Genomic DNA, 21477 nt, shown 5'->3' with positions numbered 1-21477 from the left:
ACACATCGCTTTGACAAACTCGCTCAACTGACGATAGCATCGGATATGAATATACTCTTCCTCATGACCGACCAGCTGCGCTACGACTGCGTCAGCTACCTCCCCGGGAGTAAGGTCGAGACTCCGAATATCGATCGGATTGCGCAAGGTCATGCATTTACACGTTGCCAAACAGTCAACCCGATTTGCCAACCGGCACGCACCGCCCTTCTAACTGGTAAATACCCGCATCAGATCGGCACACTTTCCATGTCTGGCGACTTGAGCCTGGACCATCCGACCTGCCCGCAGGCCCTGCAAAAAGCGGGCTACTGGACCGCCGGCATCGGCAAATTCCACTACCTGCAAACCTGGCATTGGGATCGCCCCCGTGGCCAAGGCGTCGATTTCACGGCCCTCAAAAAGGAGATGCAGCAACTCGGCTACGACCACGTTTGGGAAACAGCCGGCAAGCAGCTGGCCCTCAAAAACTACTGCGATTATTGCGTCTATCTGGAGGAACAAGGTCTACTGGAAGCCTATCGTGATTTCGTTCAAGCCAGTGGATTGAACCGAAACTTTCCCGATGCTGAATTGGCCAAGGACGGCAATCCGTGGCCTTTCGACGAAGCACACCATGTGGATCGGGTGACCGGACGAAAGATTCGCGAGGCGATTTCTGAACGACCAAAGGACAAGCCCTTCTACATCTACGGATCCTTCTGCAGTCCACATAAGCCATTCGATCCGCCGCAGAGGCTGCTCGACCAAATCCCATACGAAGAAGAGGATGATTTCATCCCCGGAGAGCGGTCGTTATCCGCAGAGCAGAAAAAAGATCTCTGGAAACTGCGACGTGCCTACAAAGCGACCATCCGTCTGATTGACGAAGAAGTCGGCATGATTTTGGACCAACTGGAAAGCGAAGGTATTCTTGAGGACACCCTGATACTCTTCAGCTCCGACCACGGCGAAATGATGGGCGATCACTTCCGCGTGCAGAAATCGGACTACCACCAGGGTTCCCTGAATGTGCCCTTCGCCATCCGCCATCCCAAGTATTTAAATGCCGGATACAACGACAGTCCGGTCGAACTGACAGATGTCACAGCCACGATTCTGGATGCAGCCGGGCTCGCCCCGAAAGAGGCGCTCAGCAAAGCTTGGCCGCAACACAACAACAAGGTGCCCTGCCGCTCGCTGCTCCCGGTCTTAAGCGGAGAATCCCATTCCATCCGCGAATACGCCTTTTCCGAATGTGCGGGTGATTGGTCGAGTATCACCAGCTCAAAATTCAAATACGTCCGCTTGCACACAAGTAAGGATCCGGATCAGCCAAGCGAAGCACTCTACGACACGGAAAACGATCCTCACGAACAACAGGACCTTTCAGCCGATCCGGACTATACCGAAACCCTGGCTTGGCACCGCCGCCGGTGGATACATGTCATGGAAAAGACTCCACCAGCCCAACACACATGGGCACCCTTGATCGGAAGTTGATCAGTATTTGCGATTCAACGGCAGCACAGCAACGTCCCACAATTTCAGCTGAATCCCCGATCAACGGGAAACACCGGTGTTGGACATCGAGTCATGCCATGCTTGAACCCCTCCGTCTCCGCTTAGCGGAGCCACCTCCCCTCTGAGAGAGGAGGAGCTTGTGTTTTATAGCCCCACCGAGACATTCGCTACAATCGAAGCGCCTCACCTGCTTGCAGGGGAGGAGGACCGCAACGCGGTGGAGGGGTTAAATAGCGGCGTATATTGCAGTGTCTTCCCGCGAATCGCAGATGAACCCGAATGGCACGGACTTAAGGCAATGCCGTAGTGGCGACTTCAGTCGCCAGCAAGTCGACGCACCTACAGTACGTAATATGGCAGCTAAAGCAGCCACTACCGCCCCAAGCCTCTATAGGCCCAAATATTCAAATCGCCTCATTCATTAAGTCCGTGCCATACCAGATGAACCCAATTTCAGTTGGTGCTGAGAATCCGAAAGCAGCGACTATCACTTACGCTTGCTCCACACGACAAAGGCCAGACCAAACAAGCCACTGATCAATGCGTAGGTGCCCGGTTCCGGAACCGCTGTCACGGTGATGTTGTCAACGTAGTGATCCCGGGAAACCGTGTCGGCAAAAGCTATCATCACTTCATCGAAACTGGTAATCAAAGCGCTGGTATCCGTGGTGACCATAGTCGTCGTGGCATTGGTGCTCCCGTCCCAAGATCCTGAGATCGTCAACTCGGATGCCCCCGTCATTTCGATCGTTAATGAAAAGCTATGATAAGCATAATCATCATCGAACCCCGCGCTGGCAGTCACCAAATCCGTATCCGACACACCAATCAATTCCGTATCATCGGCATCTTTACTGATCTTAGAGGAACCGATCGCGTTTAGCGTCGGCGTGCCGATGTTTAATTGGTAGCCATAGTCATTATCGGATTCCGATGTATTATCACCCGTAATCGGGGTTCCATTGCTACTGAACAGGCCAAAACGAAATCCGCCTCCAACTGGATTCGGGATACGGATCTCACCGGAAAATGTAATCGAATCGCCGATGTTGCTAAGCGTGAATTCCGAAAAGGAAGCGACCACACGTTGTTGATTGGCATTCATATCAACAAACATCGCATTCGAACCTCCTGCCGCACTGTCGTCTGCCACCGATAGCGTCAGTCCCGAATCCCCCACCTCATACCAAGTGCTATCGAGAGGATCACCGGCATCGTCGAGCACCGTCGCCGAGTTCTCGAACGTGTCGTTGAGCAGAGTCGCAGCCTGAAGACTGGAAACTCCGGCAAGTGAAGCTACGAAACTGAAGAATAATGTAGAACGGAGGTAATTCATGGGGATTGGGTTTGGTTGGGCCATGGAGGAAAGTAATGCCTACATGGAACAAAATCCGGCCAAAGAAACAACCCACCATTCACTGGACACGTCCATCCGTCCCAAACAATACCAGCCCTCATAATAAACGTAGCGCGCCGCTTTCCTGGCCTGAGCTTGTCGATGGCAGCAAGCGAACGCCGTTGTAAGAAATACGAGCGATTTTTGCAGGTGCCAGTGACCGTTTATCACCGATGCGGCGTGCCCCCGCGAGAGGTCCTAAACCTGTATTCGAAGATCAAGACTGCCGGCGTCGCAGCATCACAAAACCAAGCCCGAAAATGCCGGCCAGCAGGGCGTAAGCCCCCGGCTCCGGAACGGCAATCGCTCCCTGATAGATTGAAAAATCGTCGTAGTTGATTACTGCCTTGCTATGCGACACGCTAGAAAAGGTTCGGAATTCAAATTCGCCAACGCCTGCGACTCCACCAGTGTAGGCACCATGAGCTATGTTGACGTCATCGGCCATGAGCGTGCCGTCCAGATAGATATCAGCCGTCAGGGAGGCCACTGCTGAGGTATCTCCGTAATTCACCGTGCTCGCCGAGTTGTTCAAAACGATCTGTAAATTATAAACTGTATCGTAATTGAAGGTAAAAAAAGCAGTATTGTCTGAATTAGCGACCCTTACGCTATCCGTCTGCGTATAAAAGCGCAGATGCAACGCCTGATCTGCCCCTCCGGCCAATGATGCATTACCGATCCCCATGACCATGGTTGTGACATCCCCCGGCGTGGTCGTGCCTTCCATATAAAGCTTGGTCGACAGAGTCACAACCTCACTACTTGTAAATGTCTGATAGAGTGCCAAGGCACTGTCTTTGGTCGCTCCAACATTCAGGTAGCTGTTGTCAGCCCCAAAGTAATCCGCGTTAACTGGGGGCGATTGAATATTGAAAGTGCTGCCAACAAAAAAACCAGTTCCATTGTCGTCGAAGCTCCAGGCACTGAGATCGTTAAAGGCCTCAGGGCCGACCAGCACTTGAGCGTTCGCGTTGCCGGCAAGGCCTGCAATGGTGGATAGGGATAGAATAAGAATAGGTAGGGGTTTCATCATGCGAGGGGTGAATAGGATGTAACTTGCAGATAAATGACACACCACCTCGATCGGTGGCAAGGGATCATTCAGTGTTGCGCAACACTGAATTTGCCCAAAATAGCAGATGATTCAAACATTTCGCATTACTCGGCGATCGAGACGCGAAGAAAGCGACGTTCATGCGCTACGATCGGGTCAACATCCTGTGCCGTCACCCGAAGGGAAGCTCCCATGTCAATCGTGCCGAGTATCTCCACAGCATCCGTCGACCAGCTGCCGACCAGCAAAGTCTCGCTTAATTGGGGCGTGATCGTCACCCCGCCCGTATCGCTCGGACTGTCGTATTCGATTGTGAGATGTCCAGACGGGCTTTGCCCGATGCGGACCAAGTTCGTATCCACTTCAGTGGGGTTCCCACAGAGTGCAAATTCTTCGAGATTGGAATAGGCATCGCCATCCGGATTATCCAATGGTCCCGCCCCGACCGGGGCTGATCCTGTATAGTTGAAGGCATCTCCACGCCAGACTTCGAAAGCCCGGTCGACAATCGTCACCATCGCACTCGACGGGCTACCGGCAAAGTAGCCACTGCCGTCATGAAGCACCAAAACGGCCTCGCGGTCGCCATCGACCGCATCATTCGTGATCGCAGTCAGCAAAAGCTCTGTGGTTTCGCCTGCAAGCTCAAGCGTGGTTCCCGGATCCACATAATCGACACCGGGCACAGCATCGCCCTCCAGACTCCAATCCAGTGTTAATGGAAGCACCCCCACCCCCTGACGTTGAAAGTCAACCACACCGGATGTAGGACCATCTTCCGAAGCCGTTGCCACCTGTAAAACAGGCGTGACCAGATTGTCTCGTATGGAATGGCCCGCCGACGAATCATAGAGGATCACGGTGTCGTAAGGCGTCAGACCGGAAACCTGAGCCTTGATAAAGGCCGGTGCCGTCATCGCCGTTTCGACAAGGCTGGCATTCAGCGCGTTGGCCACCGTAGCATTCGGTGCTTCGATACGGAGGGCCACATGATCCGTTAAATCAAAAAGGGAGCCAATGTAGGTCCCGGCCTCATCAACCAGCAAACTCGCCCGTTGAAAAGGAAGCACGACCGTATCCCCCACACTGGCAGTTCCAAGTATCGCGCGCTGGGAAATCGTTTCAGCGACGCCGTTCACCTGAGGGTCCAGCCCGGTATGAGTTGATTCGAAAAGCTGCGTCCCCTTGGGCAAAGTCACCACGGAATCAGAGGCACCAAGTCCGAAGCCGGTTCCGCCTTGCAGGTCATCCAATGAAGCGAAGACCACTGCGGGCAGTTCCGAAGGATCCCCCACCAAATCATCAAGCAGGCTGAAATAGACGTCTCCCGCATCGGAAGGGTCGTAGGTATTGCCGGCAATCACGACCTCACGTGATTCCAGATCGCTCAAACGGATCAAGCTGCGGTCCCAGGAATTAATCGCGGCCCGACGCCAGCGCGCAAACTGATTCCCGCTGATGCTGATGTCGCGAAGCTTGTTGTCATTGGCGATACTGAAACCGGTCGTGCCCGTGTTCCATATGTAAATATTGCGGAAAGTGATGCACGTTCCGTTGTCGATCATAGTGTTTCCCGAAACGGACACCGAATTGCTTTCACACAGCGCCACCCCCGGACCGGTGTTGCTATAGAGCAAATTATCGGAGATCGTTGAGACACCTCCGCAATACTCGATCTGGATCCCGGCACCACTCCACCACTCACGCCCGTGCTGGGCAAAAATGGTGTTGCCGGAAATCGTATAACCATCGGATTGATCGGCCAACCAGAGACCCGGACCGGCATTATCGTATATCACACAGCCTTGGATCTTCGCACCGACGGCCCGGGAAAGGAAGATGCCCGCCGCCTCACTGCCCTGCCGGTTGCCGGCGCTGTGACAGCGACGCACGACCGAATTACGGATCTCAATGCCCGTCGGCCCGCTGGCTCCGGAAACAGGATCCCCCACCCCGGTAATTCCGCCTGACGGGCAATCCTCGATCACCGTATCGGAGATTCGGATACCGGAAACACGGCCAAGCCCGCCATCGATACGGATCGCAGCACCGCAGTCTTCGATCCGGCACTGCTCTACCGACCATCCGGCAACGGGCATGAGCGCCGCTTTGTTCGTCTGTGCCCCCGCATCACGGAAGACGATGCCGCGCACCGTCACATTTTCGGCCAGATAGCCGGAAGCATCCACGGCCGATTGCAGAAGCGCGGGGCTCGTTGCCGCCACAACCACTGTGCCGGGAACCTGCGCTTCGATGGTGAAAGGCTGTAGCGCCGTGCCCCCCGAAGGAATCGTAATAGCCTCAGCATAAGTGCCGGGAGCCACGTGCAGCGTCACATTAGGCCCGGCTTCCTCGACACCACGGGCCAAGGTAGCAAAGGGTGCCGACTCGCTGCCGTCATGACCATCGTCACCGGATGGATCGATGTAGTAATGGCTCGCTTCATACACCGTCGGGCTGAAGGCAAGGATACTGATGTCGTCAAACAGGCCCTGTTGTGCCCCCGAACTGGCATCGTCGGTTGACGCGAGCGCCAGCCACAGGGTCTCGCCCGTTGGCACCGATGCCGCGTCGAGAGACACCGTAACGCTTGCGCTGACAGGAGCGTTCCCAGCGGGCTGGGAAAGCAGCACACTGTCCACCAAGGTCAGTCCACCCAGCGAAGACGGAGGCGTGCCGTCCGCTCCGGTGGCGCTGCCCGAGTAAAGCTGCAACTCGGCTCGATTGAACGGCGCGTCGCTGCGCATGCCGACCTCCATCGTCACATCATAGCGGGTGACTCCCGCATCGTGCGTTCCGATTTGCTGATAGACCCCGGTCGCTTGTGTGAAGGAACTGCTGTCGACCAGATTCAGCCAGTAAGAACCATCGGAATCCTGAGGAATCGCCGACGGGTTGCCGTTTTCGTCCTGATGCAGATCGCCGTTTCCCGAAGAAAAGTCGAACCAATCAGCCACATCCTGCCCCGAATCAGCTTCGAAATCACCACCGGTAATGCTCACGGCAGCCGGTAAGCTGAATGGTAGCAACAGGCAGGCAACATAGCCCCACAAGCCACACATGAATCGTTTAAAGCGCCGTGTCATTGGCAATCGCGGGTTTCCAGGTGTTATTGAAGTCGTCTTGCAGCTCGGATACGACCGAAGGCAGACTACCGGACAAGTCGGTCGTTTCGCTGGGGTCGGCACTGAGGTCAAAAAGTTGCAGCGTGCCGCCGATTCCGCCGCCGACGTTATCGCCATACAGTTTGTAATCTCCCTTTCGTATCGCGGCATGACCATTGAACCGCCAGGCAAGGAAGTCGTGCAAGGCCGTTGCGTTGCCCTTCAGCACCTCACTCGGATCGAGCCCATCGAGTGGTCCACGGGCGAGCGCGGCACAATCCGCACCGGAAGCTTCGATCACGAGACGACTCAAATCCAGCGAGATGAGCGGCGTCGCCACAGTCGCTCCGGCGGGCAACTCTGCCGGCCAGCGAATGATCCCCGGCGTGCGGATCCCGCCTTCCCAGAGCGAACCCTTACCATCCCGCAGCGGATCATTGTTCCCTCCTGCGTAGGCATCGATTTCACCACCATGGTCGCCATAAAAAATAACAATCGTATTATCCGCCAGATTCAGGGCTTCGAGCGTATCGAGAATCCGTCCGATCGCCCGGTCCATCGCAGTGATGGCTGCGAGACAACCTTGCCGCCCGGCAGCTTCCCCGGCATAAAGCGCCATGTCGGCATCGGGGGCTTGCGGCGGGAGCAACTCTCTCGGCGGCAAATTGGCGGGAGCCCAGTGTGGTGCCGAAAACGGTAAATAGACAAAGAAGGGTTCGTCCTGCTTACGCTCGATAAAGTCAATTGTGGCATCGGCAAACAGGTCGCTGGTATACTCGTCGACACTGAGTGGCGCGCGCGGGTTGTTGCCGAGGAACATGTCGAGGTTTCCGAGATTATTGTGCACGAAGTAATCGTTCAACCCGCCGCCGATCCCGAAGAATTCATCGAAGCCCCGCTCGACCGGACGACTGCCCGGCGCAAAGCCCACGTGCCATTTCCCGAAGCAGGCCGTGGCATACCCGACCGATTTGAAATAGCGCGGCAGTAGGGTCTCCTCCGGATCAAGCCCCTCTTTCATCACTGCACCGATACTCAAATCCGGATTCTCATAGCCGAAGCGCTCATTGTAACGTGCCGTCAAAATCCCGCCGCGACTGGGGCTACAGACCGGTGCCGTGACATAGAACTGTGTCAGCTTCACCCCCTCTTGCGCCAGCGCATCCAAATTCGGACTCAGGGTCGCCGCATACTTGTTCCCGAAACAACCGAGATCGTTATAACCATGGTCGTCGGAGACGATGTAGATGACATTGGGCCGGGTATCCGCAGTGGCCAAAGCCACAGAGAACACACTGATACATACAACAGCTCGGAGAAAAATGCCGCTCAATCGACACATAGGATGAAATTTAAAATAGAAAGAAAAGCGCCGCTTTCTCAATGGAAGCGGCGCGGTGAAAAACCGGTTTGTCTGTCCGGCGGTTCGTCGAACTGCTCACGCTATGCCTTACGACGACAAGCGATCGCAGCGATACCGAAGACTCCAGCAACAAAAGCAAAAGTGCCAGGCTCTGGAATTGCAGCGATGCTGACATTATCAATGAGGCCCTGTTGGGAGCCCGGTGCGTCATCCGTTGACGCAAAGGCGATCCAGATCAAGTCTCCATCCAACAGCTCGGCACCTGTCACATCAAAAGTCACCGTGATCGTCGCGATGTTGCCAGATCCGGGAGAAGTAATTGTGTAGTAGTCTTCGGCTGCCCCCGAATAGGAAATGGCAGATAATAGATCGGCAGGCGTAGAACCATCAGCTCCGGTCGCAGTGCCCGTATACAAATAAAGGTTCATTACGTTGAACGGTGAATCTGTCACACGACAGCCCACATCAAAAGTGATCTCGTAACTAGTCACACCGGCATCGTAAGTGCCGATTTGCTGATAGACTCCGGTCGCGTAGCCAAAAGAGCTGTTATCTACAAGATTCAGCCAATAATCGCCCGTGTTATCTCCAGAAGGTATTTGAGCAGGATTCCCGCTGACAGCCTGCTGCAAGTCACCGTTTCCTGTCTGGTAATCGAACCAACCAAAGACGTCCTGTGTATTGCCTCCGACTGTTTCAAAGTCACCGTTGGTAATAGAAACGGCTCCGAAAGAAAGCGTCGCAAGCGAAAGAAAAACAGACGCAGCCAATAGTGTGCGTGGTGAAGATATGTTTCTTAGTAACATCATAGGAGTGGGATTTAGTTTTTTGAGGATTTCTGAATTAAGGAAAGGTTCAGCGTCTAGAGACGTGGAACCAAATGAATGGATCGAAGACTACGCCACGATTTCAGTCCAGCAAGCGACTGATTAGTGTTGCGCAACACTAGGGCTTGCATAAACCTGTCCACATGAATCAAAAGCAGCTTGCGGCGCATCTAAACATGAGCGCCAGTGCCATTTCGGCCGCACTCAACAACAAGCGGAATATCCCGGAAGCGACCCGTCGACGCGTTCAGGAAGCCGCCCGTGAGCTGGGCTATACGCCCAATGCCGCTTCACGTATCATGGCCTATCGCAGGCACCAGAACGTGAAGCACAACATGAATATCGCAGTTCTGGTGCCCAAAGAAGCCAAAGCCGGATTCAAGCGATGCCAGACCGGAGTGCGTCAACAAGCGGACACCCTCGGTCTACACCTGAATGAAATTGTATTGGAGAAAGGAATGCGTCACAAGCGGTTGCAACAGATATTGGAAAGCCGAAGCATTCAGGGCCTTCTACTCTATCGGTTCCCTCCCGACTTCGACCTGCAACTTCACTGGTCACACTTCGGAGTCGTCGCCATCGGACACTATCCGGAATGCTTCAATCGTATCATTTTGAACCAGCACCAAATCGCCACAGAGTGCGTTCTACATGCCATTGAGGCGGGCTATCGACGCCCCGGACTTCTGCAGCGAAAGGGAAACCTCGCTCAGGTCAATTACCTCAGCCTCGGCGGTTACCTCTCTGCCATGGCAAGATTGGATTCAAGTAATCCACCGCCGGTATTCGAATATGAAGGCACGCCCCAAGCTGTCATCGATTGGATCAAGGAAAACCGGATTGATTGCCTGATTAGTAATGTGGGAAAACTCGAACTGATGCGAAGTAAGCGTCTACAAGCTAAACTCGACACACTTGGATTCTACGCACTTGCGCGAAATTCACTAGAGAACCCACCCGGAACGATCGGAGTCGAACAAGATCTAAGAGCTCAAGGCGCTCAAGCGGTCAACATGCTCTTTGGCATGCTGACGCGAGGCGAATACGGCGAGGCCCACATCCCTCGGATGACCATGATCGAAGGGCGATGGGTAACAAGCGCCTAACTAGTGTGGTGTCCGTGAAGTAAGCTACTACAGAATAAAAGATCGGCCCTGGGCCACACATCCGTAGCGCGCCGCTTTCCTGTCACGGCGTATCAACGAGGAGACGGAAGCAAGCGTGCAGAGCATAAGCTTACAACGGAGTTCGCTTGCTGCCATCGACAAGCTCAGGCCAGGAAAGCGGCGCGCTACTTTTGACTAAGCTTGTAATGTAGGGAACTTCGCTGACACCACACTCGACCCTTATTTAGACAAGCGTTCGATCTGCTCCGCATACTTCTCGCGCAAGGCATCGGCACCGTCCTTCCGATCGGTCGCTTCCAGATAATCCATGTAGTCATGAAAACCCTCAACTCCCGGCCGTCCCTCGGTGAGTGAAGCATGAAATGGACCGCCCTCGCGGACCACGGTCCAGAGTGGGTCAACGACATCGTTGCTCGTATAGGCCATCTTCTGCATTTGGGCATCGTGCCAACGCGATAGCCGCCACTGCCCTTCCCGGCAAAGTTCGGGATGCACTTGGGCCAAGTCGTTACACTCATGCGGGTCCGCTTCCAAGTCGAAGAGCATCTCTTCGGGGAAAAGATGAAATCCGTCATGGTAGGTCCGCATGTAAAGCCATTTGTCCCAGCGAACCGAACGCTGGCAGACGTGCGCACATTGACTGATCACGACTTCGTCGCGCCCGACATCGGCGCCTTCGGTAATCGCCGGAGCAAAGGACTCGCCATCCCAAAGGTCGAAACTCTCCCCGCCAATTAGATCCATCAGAGTCGGTGCCAGATCCAGATTGTAGTGAAACTTCGTATTCCGCAGGCCTTGGGCACCCCCCGGATACTTCACGATGAATGGAATGCGGCAGGTGATCTCATCGGCGGTGCCATGTTCGCCATAGAGGCCCAATTCGCCTAAATTCTCACCGTGGTCCGCTGAGATCACGATCATGGTGTCTTCGTAGACACCCGCTTGCTTCAGGGTGTCGACAATCTTAGCGATCTGGTCATCGACATAACGCACGCCCATATCGTAACCATCAATCATGCGGCGCAATGATGCCCGGTCGGTTACCTTACCTGGTTGCTTCGGAAACTGCGGGTTCTCATTACCATGATACATCCCCACTTCATGGGCTCCATGCGGGCCCACTTTCTGGTTATTGTCTTCGATCACCTCGTCCGTCAGCCATTCAGGCAAGGGATCCTCCGCAAAGGGGTTTTCAAAATCTTCCGGGGTGCGATAAGGGGTGTGCGGGTCCCAGTAGTTGATATGCAAATACCAATCGTCCTTCGTCCCGTGATCCGCCAACCATTTGTCGACGACCGGTTGCACGTGCTCCGCCGACTCCTGGCCCCCTAGCCCCGTATTGTGAATCTCATTGAAGCCAGCGTAAAAGTGCCAAGCGGCATGACGTTGCCCGAAGGGACTAATCATCGCGGTATGGTAGCCGTTGCGCTGAAGCTGGCCAGCCAGACCCTTGAAATCGAAGTGGTCGCGAAATTGACGCGTCGGGCCCTCAATCTTCGGCTGTGCCGCCGTGCCGCCGTGTCCCACCACTCCGGTCTGAATCCCGAAACGTCCGGAATAAAACGCGGTCCGGGAAGGCAGGCAGGGCGCATCCGGTGCGTAGCAACGCTCAAAGACGACACCTTCCTTCGCAATCTGGTCGATCGCAGGGCTGGTGTTCCGGTGGTAGCCATAGCAACCGAGATGGTCGGGGCGCTGGCTGTCGATATCGATGTAAAGGATGCGCATAGTTTCAGTTTTGAAAAAATATCGGTGTGACTCGGAGGTCGCGGATCCACCAACTGCAGGAAACCAATTAGTTGAGTTCCGATTTATTCGAGGAGCAACCGACATTTTGCTGGACGCGTCCAATGACTCAATCTGAGATAACCGGATTCCACGCCTCATAGAACACTAGCATGAGCAACCCCACCATACGCGATATCGCCGCTGCATCCGGCTTTGGTAAGTCGACGGTCTCTCTGGCCCTGCGTAACGACCCGAGCATTCCACAAAGCACCCGCGATCGCATCAAGCAAGCGGCGGAAGAACTGGGCTACCAACAAAACCCCTACGTCAACTCCTTCATGGCACAGCTGCGGAGGAACCGCCCCACAAAAGACTACGCCACCATCGGCTTGGTCAATACCCACCCATATTCCTACGCGTCACCGGAAAAGCTGTCGAGGGAACTTCGTCGACTCGTCGATGGCGCCCAAAAGCGCGCAAAGGCACTCGGCTACCGGACGGAGGAATGCTGGCTCGGACAACCACGCATGACAGCCGCCCGCATGCATTCGATTATTAAAGCACGCTCCATCCGCGGCCTGTTTGTCCTCCCGCTCCACTCGATACGAGGCCGCTTTAACATGCCATTGGATGAGTTTGCTTCGGCAACCGCCGGGTATTCTGTGATCCATCCGCCCATGTATCGGGCCTGTAATCACAACTTCGCAACAGTCACCGAAGCAATGCGCAACCTGCGGCATTTGGGCTACCGTAGAATCGGGATCGCGATGCCACAGCAGCACGATGACCGCACGGATCATTTCTGGATCTCCGGGTATCTAGGTTTTCAACACATCCATCAGGCGAGATCTCCGATCCCTCCACATATCGTGAAGGAAGTGACCACGAAAAATCTGGCCCTTTGGATCGAGAAAGAGAAACCGGATGCGATCATCAGCACACTGAAAACCGTCCCTGAGATGCTTGAAGCAGTCGGCTATCAGCTACCCAAGGATATCGGCTTTGCGAACCTAAACTGGACCCCCGAATATCCCCACCATTCCGGAATCGATCAATGCTATGAGTTAATCGGCGCGACTGCCATCGATATGATCGCCGCCCAGCTCACGCGAAACGAGTATGGCCTACCTGAGAATCCCAGAGTCAACATGACCTTGGGAAAATGGATCACGGGGCAGACCACTCGCCCACGTCGCAAGCAATGATCCGAGATCTATGTCTATTTTTACTTGGAGATCTTGAGCGAATGTAACATCCAAATTTAATGAATGTATCTGTATTGTTAAACCGGAGAATTTGGTTTGGGCGTTTGGAATGAATCTCCAGTTTTTTCGACCCATTCCTTGAGCAATGTTCTCATTTCCTCTCGCTTCGTATGATAGTTTACATTGAAAGCGAGATTACATTGCTCATAGGGATCATCGTTTAGATTGAACAACAGCCATTCGCCATTCTCCACGCAGGCGTATTTCCAGCCATCCCGAGTGACGACACAACGCCAAGCATAGCTGGTTTCACGCGGACCGAGAAGTTGGAGGTAAGCGCTCTCCGGTTCCAGCTCAATGCGCTCATCATAGTTTCTCCCTGTTCGGCGATGGGAATAATCGAAGCCTTCCATCCAGTTGGGCACCTCAATCCCCGCCAATCCGAGTGTGGTTGGAGCCACATCCACGTGATTGACCAAGCAGGGTGCATTGCCTGTTTTTTGCCCATTATAGCGCATCGGTTGCCCGCCACCGATCAGGAAAGGAACGCGAATGGATTCTTCATGTGGAACGCATTTCCCAAAGCGTCCGTGACTCCCCATCATGTCGCCGTGGTCACTGAAAAACATGACGTGGGTGTCATTGATCATATCCTGCTCGCGAAGTGCGTCCATGATTCTTCCCAAATTGGCATCGGCGTTTTCGATTTGGGCGTAGTAACCGGAAAGGTCGAAACGGGCCCGGGCCTCAGAGCTTTTCGGCACGTTGGGGCGTAGTGTGAGTTGCTGGGCCTGATAATGACGGTTGGCTGCCGGAGCCAAGCCGGGGACGTGCGGAGGCTGAACCGACACAACCATGAATAGAGGGGGATCGTCCTCACGACGGGCACGAATCCGATCCAGTGCCATATCCGTCAGGCAGTCGGTCTCGTAACCATTGAGCTTGAAGTGTTCGATCTCTTGCTCGCCGTCGTGGCCGTGCAGGTAGCAATCCCATTGACTGTTGTTATTCTCGTATCCGACCCAAGTGTCGAAACGCCCCCGGCACTCTTTCGGAACGGTCCATAAGGCGGCACGCCCCTGACTTTCTTTAAATCCCGCTACATGCCATTTGCCGAAATACACCGTCTCATAGCCGTTCTCATTCATCACGTCGGTAACAAGTTCGTAGGAGGGATCCAAGCGGTCTTCATGGAGCTGAACCGAGTGATTGTGTGCGTATCGCGAAGTCAACATACTCGCGCGATAGGGGCAACAAAGGGGGTAGCCTGAAACTGCAGCTGTAAAATTCGTTCCAGCGATCGCCATATTGTCAAGGTTTGGCGTCAGCACATTAGGATCGCCATTGGCACCAGTGGCCTGGGCACGCATTTGATCCACAATAAACCAAATGATATTAGGTCGTTTTGTATCCATGAGCTGAAAAAGAAGCCGCCCAAGAGGGAGGCTTCAAAATAATCTAACATTAGTATCGTTATACTCTGCGACGACGCACTACCACCGACATCAATCCGATAAAACCTGCAATCATGGCAAAAGTGGATGGTTCGGGAACCGCAATAATGTCCACTTCGCCGTAATTGGTGCTGTAGTTGGAAACAATCCTCGTGATATCCATGGCGAAATAACGATAGTCACCAATGTTTCCGGCCGTATCTGTAATATTAATACCCTGTGAACCATTCTGGTCCAAACTGGTCGAAACCGTAATGAGTTCAGTCCAACCCATCGTGGTCAAATCATCATTAGGATCTGTAGGTAATGCGAAACCTGCCTCATTACCTGTAGCGGCATACAGTGTGTAGCCATGCGCCGTGCGTAAGTCACTGTGTGCCGAGTAGGAGTTGAAGGCTTGGATGGTCAAGACACTCCCCAAATCAAAAATTATGTAAGGGCTCGTGCTATCAGTTACAATCGTCGACTCGCTGGCATTGCCCGCAAGCGTCGTTTGCACCGTTCCATTATTCAGATTTGAGAGACCTTGCACACCTGGTCCGACAAGGGATATCGTGGCACTCTCTGCAGCATCACCGGTGACATTGCCATCAATCGTGTCGAACACGAAAAAGCCATCGGTCTCGGTGTTTGCAGCGTCATCGAATTCCGTCGTAAAGGTGATCGCGGCATTGGCTGTGGACACGCAGAATATGAATGCTGGCAGCAGATAGGAAACAAGGGGAATATTTTTTTTCATAGGTATGTAAACATGGTTTGGGTTAAGAAAATCTTAGATTTGCAGGTTTAATATCCTTAAACAATTATGCTCCAACTAGACACGTCCAGTATCACTCGCTGACCTGGCAAAAATTCTGAGCAATCCATTCTTCAATGCGAATTCTACATAAGTCATCTCAGCGCTTCTCAGGCTCCAACCCGCCGAAGTCCGAAGGTTAAGGTATGCTGATATTTTACTGGACGTGTCTAATCTCCAGTAATGAAATGCGTCGAGAAGCATGAGTGCACCAAAGCCTACCATACGCGATATTGCGTCCGCATCCGGATTCAGTAGATCAGCGGTTTCACTCGCCTTGCGCAACGATCCAAGCATTCCAGAAAACACGCGAAATCAGATCAAGCAAGTCGCAGAGGAGTTAGGCTATCAACAAAACCCTTATGTCAACTCCTTCATGGCTCAACTCCGAAGGAATCGACCGGTAAAAGACCATGCCACAATTGGCCTGGTCAACACGCACCCCTATTCCTATCTCTCCTCAAATGAGCTTTCTTGGGTGTTACGCCGACTTATCAAAGGCGCAGAGAAACGCGCAGCAGAACTCGGCTACAAAACAGAGGAATGCTGGCTGGGACAGCCGCACATGACGGCGGCCCGTATGTATTCGATCCTCAAAGCCCGTTCCATTCGCGGCCTATTTATCTTACCGCTCCACTCAAGCCGCGGACGTTTTAGCATGCCATTGGATCGGTTTGCCTCAGTCACCGTCGGCTACGCGCTCATTCATCCTCCGATGTATCGGGTCTGCAATCATCACTTCACATCATTCACAGAAGCATTTGAAGAGCTAAGACGCTTGGGTTATCGAAGGATCGGTATTGCCATGCATAAAGCACAAGACACCCGAACAAGTCATATATTGATTTCAAGTTACTTGGGAATGCAGCATGTCTATCAAACCAGATCCCCCGTGGCTCCTCATGTCGTCAATAAAGTCACCACTGAAAATCTCATCGACTGGGTGGAAAAAGAAAAGCCGGATGCCATCATCAGCAGCCTAAACACGATACCTGAAATGCTTCAGGCAGCAGGCTATCGATTGCCCGAGGATATCGGCTTTGCCAGCCTAAACTGGGATCCGAAATATCCACAACATTCAGGTATCGACCTATGCTATGAGTTAATCGGATCGTCCGCCATAGACATGATTTCAGCGCAGCTCATGCGAAACGAGTATGGCTTGCCGGAAAATCCCAGAACCAACATGACCATGGGAAAATGGGTCGCAGGGCAAACAACCCGTCCCCGGAGCAGGAAATAACCTGTGCTTCAGCCTATTTTCGATGAAACCAGTCATCTTTTGGCATGGATATCTTGACTAAATGTAATGCATTTCATTTAGTCTATTAAATCATCCCGCATTATAAGAATGAAGATTATCCCCAAAGCCTTCGCCCTGCTTTCACTATTGACCTGTAGCTTGCATGCCGAATCAGCCCCAAAAAATCAGATGACCACATCCTTGATCAGCAATCTCGAAGCCGGGAAGGCGCAAACCATCGCGTATTACGGCACCAGTCTCACTGCGCATGGCGCATGGAACCGCCTGCTGACTGCAGAATTGAAAGCCCGCTACCCAGGATTGGTGACGGCATACAATAATTCAGGCTCAGGGAAAAATTCAAAATGGGGACTCGAGCACCTGGAGGAGAACGTCCTCTCCAAGAATCCGGATACAGTATTCCTGGAATTCTCGGTCAATGACGCCGTCGCCCGATTCAAACTCACACCGGAAGAGACGAAGGCAAATCTCAACCTGATGATCGACCGGATACTCGCGAACAACCCGGATTGTGAAATCATCCTGCAAGTCATGAACCCCGTCATCGATCGCCCGAAAGGGCACAAGGGATGGCGCCCTACCCTGGAGGCTTGCCAGGAGAACTACCGAGAAGTGGCGGCCGAACGGGGCTTCCTCTTGATCGATTATATGCCGGCTTGGACAGAGCTACTCGAGAAGGATGAGGCGACCTTCAGGGAATATGTTCCCGACGGACTCCATCCAGCGGAGAATGGATACCGAGCGATCGTCATGCCGATCCTACTCGAAAAGCTTGGGCTCGAAACGAAATAGCAGCCGACACAGCCACAGTCCACACTTGGCAACGAAACATTTCCATGCAGGCAACTGCCCCAAATTCAAATAAAGAGATCACCGCCGATCTCGTGATCTACGGAGCCACCCCCTCGGGGATCATGGCTGCCGTGCAAGCCTGCCGCATGGGCAAATCGGTGGCACTGCTTGAACCGGGCCAGCACATTGGCGGCATGGCTGCCAGTGGCCTCGGAGCGACTGACATCGGGAAGCCGCATCTGATCGGAGGACTGGCACGCGAATTCTACAGCCAAGCCTATCAATATTACCAATCCCCGGAAGCGTGGGCGGCTGAAACACGAGAGGCCTACGCCCCACGCCACAGGGACGCGATTTCTGAGCCGGGTGAACTCCAGTTTTTCATCGAGCCCAAAGTCGCGCAGGCGCTCTTCGAGCGTTTCCTGCGGGATCACAAGGTGAGCGTTTACTTCGGCGAGCGCCTCGACCGCACCATGCTCGCAGAGTCCAGCCAGCGTGTTGCGGGTGTGCAGATGGAAGGCAATCGCATCACGTCCCTCCGGACGGAGAGCGGACGCGTCTTTAAGGCAGCCGTCTTTATCGATACGAGCTATGAAGGCGACCTCATGGCCGGTGCCGGCGTGCCCTTTATGCAGGGACGTGAAGACAACGCACAGTTCGGAGAAACCCTCAACGGCATCCAACCGGCAGACGTGCAAACGATCGACCCGTTTCGCGTCGAAGGGCAACCGGAGAGCGGTCCGCTACCGGGCATCGAAGCATCCGCACCGGGAATGCCCGGCACAGCCGATCAGCGCCTACAAGCCTACACATTCCGCATCACATTGACGGACGCCCCAGAAAACCGGATCCCGATTACACAGCCGAAGAACTATGATCCGGAGTGGTATGAGCTTTGGGCACGTTCACTCGCGCAGGACCCGGATCAATTCCCCGGCCGTAACTTGTTCAAGCTGACCCCGATGCCGAATCGGAAGACCGACTCAAATAACCACGGTCCGTTCTCCACCGATTTTGTCGGGCAAAACTACGACTGGATTGAAGCGGACTATGCAACGCGCCAGAAGATTTGGGAACAGCATCGTGACTATGTCCAAGGTATGCTCTGGTTTCTCGGACATGACGAGCGCATCCCGGAGAAGGTGCGTAACGAGGTCTTGCAGTGGGGCTTACCGAAAGATGAATTCGAAGACACCGGACACTGGCCCTGGCAGCTCTATGTGCGGGAAGCACGACGACTCTGTGGCTGTTACATCATCACCGAGCATGACAGCTCCGGGAAGGTAAGAAGCGACGATCCCGTGGGTATGGGATCCTACGCAATGGATTCACACAGCGTCACACGCTACGTGGATGCAGAAGGCCGGCTCTGCCATGAGGGCTTCTTCTTCAGCCCCGCCCAACCCTACGGCATCAGTTACCGTGCACTCATTCCGGAGGAAAGTGTTTGCAGCAATCTGATCGTCCCGGTCTGCATTTCGGCCACACACGTCGCCTACGGTTCCGCCCGCATGGAACCGGTATTCATGATTCTGGGCCAATCGGCTGCGACGGCGGCCGCCCAGGCGATTGATGCCGGACGGAGCGTCCAAGCGATCGATTACGCACAACTTCAGCAACGACTGCTGGAGGACGGCCAAATTTTATCCGCCAAATCACAGTCCTGCGAACCCGCTGGCGCACATCAATAAGCCTCCCTGTTCAAAAGCAAATCATCCATGTTACTGGCTGCACAGTATTATCGCCCCCCCTTCCCTGAATACCGCTTTTGGAAACGCGACCTCGCACAGATCAAAGCATGCGGTTTGGATGCGCTGCAAATCTGGATCACCTGGGCCTGGGTGGAAGCGGAACCCGGCGTGTATCGCTACGACGACTACGACGCACTCTTCGACGAAGCCGAACAGCAGGGCCTGGGCGTCATCATCAGCACGGTGGGAGAGCTCCACCCCGAATGGATCCATCGCATCATTCCGGATGGCGCGATGATCGACCACATGGGGAACCGCGTGATCTCCAGCCATCGCATCGAGTCGAACTTTGGCCTCACCCCGGGATGCTGCACCGACCACCCGGAAGTCGCCCGACGCATGGGCGAATTCCTCAAGGCGACCGCCGAGCACTTTAAACATCGAAGCAACCTCGTTTCCTGGGACATTTGGAATGAAACCCGTTGGAACATCCATGCCGATGGCCACGTCTGCCACTGTCCGCATACCCTCGCCGCCTTTCGTGAATGGCTGAAGCACCGACACGGCGATCTCGACGGTCTGAACAAAGCCTGGCATCGCCGCTATGTCTCCTGGGACGATGTCTTTCCCGGCAAGATGGTCGGTAGGCCCTACACCGAAACGATGGCCTTTTCCGCCTTCCTCCAATTCCGCTCCGAGGAGCATATGCGCTTCCGGAATCAGATCTTCCGCGAAGCTGACCTCCCCCAACCGGTCGGTGCCCACGGTGCCACGCCATCGGTCGATCAATGCGGCATCGCCTCCAGCTTCCAAACTCCGGTCTCACGGGGCAGCGACTGGGAGCACGCCAAAGTCCTCGACACCTACGGCACCTCGTTTTTCCCGCTTTGGCACAAGCTTTCCCTGTCCAATTTCATGGTGACCGTCGGTGCGCTGGAAACCGCCATCAAGGCATCCGGCAATGCCCAACTCTGGATCACCGAGCTCCAAGGTGCCGCCGCCAACTACGGTCAGGAGATGGGAGAGCCGGTCCCCTTCGACCTACAGCAACGTTGGCTCTGGAGCTCCGCGGCTTGCGGCGCAAAGGCCGTCATCTTCTGGAGCTGGTGCAACGAGGTCTTCGGACGCGAAGCCACCGGCTTCGGACTGGCAGGCCGTGACGGTCTGGCGGATGAACGTATGGCCGCGCTGCGCCGGATCACCAAAGTCTGGAAACAACACGAAGCCCTTCTGGATGCCTATCAGCCGGACCCGTCGAGCGTAGGCGTTTGGTTTGCCCCGGAGAATTACCAACTCGAAGCGGCCGAAACCGCACAGGCCGACAAGTCCAAGCAATCCGTCTATGCATGGATGTGCGTGTTGGAACAACTGCATCAGCCTCCCACAGTGGTCACGCCCGCCTATTTGGAAAAGGTGCTCCCGCAACTTAAGCTGCTCGTCCTCCCCTGCGCCAACATTGTCGATCCCGAGGCAGTGCCTCAGTTGATCGCATGGGTCGAAGCCGGTGGCACTTTGATCTGCGAAGCCGAAACCGATGCCTGGAACGCCGAGGGCTTCTACCGCCCGGAACCGGAAGACCGCCCATTGATGCATGCACTGGGCTTTGCCTACATCGGGCGACGTCAGGGACGCCGCCGACAGATTCAACTGGCAGATCAAGGGCAGCAGTTTGCAGTCGAAGCGGATTGGTTCACCACTCCGCTGGAGGATTTAACCGGAGGCGCACAATTGCTTGCCAGCTATGAGAATGAAGCCATCGCCATGCACCGCAGCATAGGTAAAGGGCATGTTTATGCACTGGGCTTTTACGCCGGCTTGGGTGTTGCCGACCTCAATGCACCCTACGCGGAACAAAAGAGCGGCTTCCGCGATTGGGTCACACAGCTGCTCAACCTCTCTGGAAGCCGCGCGCAAACGACAGAGGCCTTACAAGTCGAAGCCCCCAATCAAGTTCGCTGGCGGACTGGACTGTCCGGGCAACAGCGTCTGCTCTTCCTGATGAACGACTCGCAAGAACCGGCAACGGTGTCTGTAATACAATCCGAGGACTCCCCGGTCACCGAACTCCTTTCCGGTGAAAGTATGGAATCGACATCCACAAATACGATCACCTGTGAGATCCCCGCCGGCGACGTGCGCGTGCTCAGCATCGGTTAATTCCCGTCAAAAT

15 protein-coding genes are annotated in these 21477 nt (G+C 54.4%); 7 read left to right on the top strand and 8 right to left on the bottom strand.

Translation table 11 applies throughout. The features are described from left to right. The first annotated feature begins 45 nt into the window (after positions 1-45). Positions 46-1482, top strand: coding sequence for a sulfatase family protein (locus O2597_RS05075; RefSeq protein ID WP_269523115.1), 1437 nt, complete (start codon positions 46-48; stop codon positions 1480-1482). A 508-nt stretch (positions 1483-1990) separates the two neighbouring features. Here O2597_RS05075 and O2597_RS05070 read toward each other — a convergent pair. The 5 genes from O2597_RS05070 to O2597_RS05050 all read right to left on the bottom strand — a co-directional run bounded on the left by O2597_RS05070 (position 1991) and on the right by O2597_RS05050 (position 9232). Further along, a complete protein-coding gene (locus O2597_RS05070) occupies positions 1991-2839 on the bottom strand; it encodes a PEP-CTERM sorting domain-containing protein (RefSeq protein WP_269523114.1) in 849 nt (282 codons plus the stop codon). Between the two features lie 277 nt (positions 2840-3116). After that, complete coding sequence (locus O2597_RS05065) at positions 3117-3935, bottom strand: PEP-CTERM sorting domain-containing protein (protein WP_269523113.1); 819 nt, start codon at positions 3933-3935, stop codon at positions 3117-3119. A 125-nt stretch (positions 3936-4060) separates the two neighbouring features. Continuing rightward, positions 4061-7042 (bottom strand): right-handed parallel beta-helix repeat-containing protein, encoded by a 2982-nt coding sequence (locus O2597_RS05060; RefSeq protein ID WP_269523112.1) that lies wholly within the window; start codon positions 7040-7042, stop codon positions 4061-4063. Next, positions 7026-8345, bottom strand: a complete 1320-nt coding sequence (locus O2597_RS05055; protein WP_269523111.1) for a sulfatase-like hydrolase/transferase — start codon at positions 8343-8345, stop codon at positions 7026-7028. Before O2597_RS05055 ends, O2597_RS05060 begins: the two co-directional genes overlap by 17 nt. Before the next feature lie 158 nt (positions 8346-8503). After that, positions 8504-9232 carry a hypothetical protein gene (locus O2597_RS05050; RefSeq protein WP_269523110.1) on the bottom strand — a complete coding sequence of 243 codons (729 nt, stop codon included), beginning with the start codon at positions 9230-9232 and terminating at the stop codon, positions 8504-8506. A 161-nt stretch (positions 9233-9393) separates the two neighbouring features. Between O2597_RS05050 and O2597_RS05045 the strand changes: the two genes are divergently transcribed. After that, positions 9394-10356, top strand: a complete 963-nt coding sequence (locus O2597_RS05045) for a LacI family DNA-binding transcriptional regulator (protein WP_269523109.1) — start codon at positions 9394-9396, stop codon at positions 10354-10356. A 240-nt stretch (positions 10357-10596) separates the two neighbouring features. Here O2597_RS05045 and O2597_RS05040 read toward each other — a convergent pair whose 3' ends face one another. Then, positions 10597-12105, bottom strand: coding sequence for a sulfatase family protein (locus O2597_RS05040; RefSeq protein ID WP_269523108.1), 1509 nt, complete (start codon positions 12103-12105; stop codon positions 10597-10599). A gap of 170 nt (positions 12106-12275) precedes the next feature. Between O2597_RS05040 and O2597_RS05035 the strand changes: the two genes are divergently transcribed. Then, complete coding sequence (locus O2597_RS05035; RefSeq protein ID WP_269523107.1) at positions 12276-13310, top strand: LacI family DNA-binding transcriptional regulator; 1035 nt, start codon at positions 12276-12278, stop codon at positions 13308-13310. Between the two features lie 77 nt (positions 13311-13387). Here O2597_RS05035 and O2597_RS05030 read toward each other — a convergent pair whose 3' ends face one another. After that, positions 13388-14725 (bottom strand): sulfatase family protein, encoded by a 1338-nt coding sequence (locus O2597_RS05030; protein ID WP_269523106.1) that lies wholly within the window; start codon positions 14723-14725, stop codon positions 13388-13390. Between the two features lie 58 nt (positions 14726-14783). After that, a complete protein-coding gene (locus tag O2597_RS05025) occupies positions 14784-15503 on the bottom strand; it encodes a PEP-CTERM sorting domain-containing protein (protein WP_269523105.1) in 720 nt (239 codons plus the stop codon). Positions 15504-15762: 259 nt separating this feature from the next. Between O2597_RS05025 and O2597_RS05020 the strand changes: the two genes are divergently transcribed. The 4 genes from O2597_RS05020 (at position 15763) to O2597_RS05005 (ending at position 21464) form a co-directional block, all read left to right on the top strand. Then, a complete protein-coding gene (locus O2597_RS05020; RefSeq protein WP_269523104.1) occupies positions 15763-16803 on the top strand; it encodes a LacI family DNA-binding transcriptional regulator in 1041 nt (346 codons plus the stop codon). Between the two features lie 189 nt (positions 16804-16992). Continuing rightward, the gene (locus O2597_RS05015; RefSeq protein WP_269523103.1) at positions 16993-17616 is read left to right on the top strand and encodes an SGNH/GDSL hydrolase family protein; all 624 of its coding nucleotides are present in this window, start codon (positions 16993-16995) and stop codon (positions 17614-17616) included. 44 nt (positions 17617-17660) lie between these two features. Then, a complete protein-coding gene (locus O2597_RS05010) occupies positions 17661-19307 on the top strand; it encodes an FAD-dependent oxidoreductase (RefSeq protein WP_269523102.1) in 1647 nt (548 codons plus the stop codon). Positions 19308-19334: 27 nt separating this feature from the next. Next, positions 19335-21464, top strand: coding sequence for an alpha-amylase family protein (locus O2597_RS05005; protein WP_269523101.1), 2130 nt, complete (start codon positions 19335-19337; stop codon positions 21462-21464). The last annotated feature ends 13 nt before the right edge of the window (positions 21465-21477 follow it).

This window comes from Coraliomargarita parva, from assembly GCF_027257905.1.
Classification (GTDB): domain Bacteria; phylum Verrucomicrobiota; class Verrucomicrobiia; order Opitutales; family Coraliomargaritaceae; genus Coraliomargarita_A; species Coraliomargarita_A parva.
Note: the sequence above shows the minus strand (reverse complement) of the source record. Positions and strands in the feature narration are given on the sequence as shown.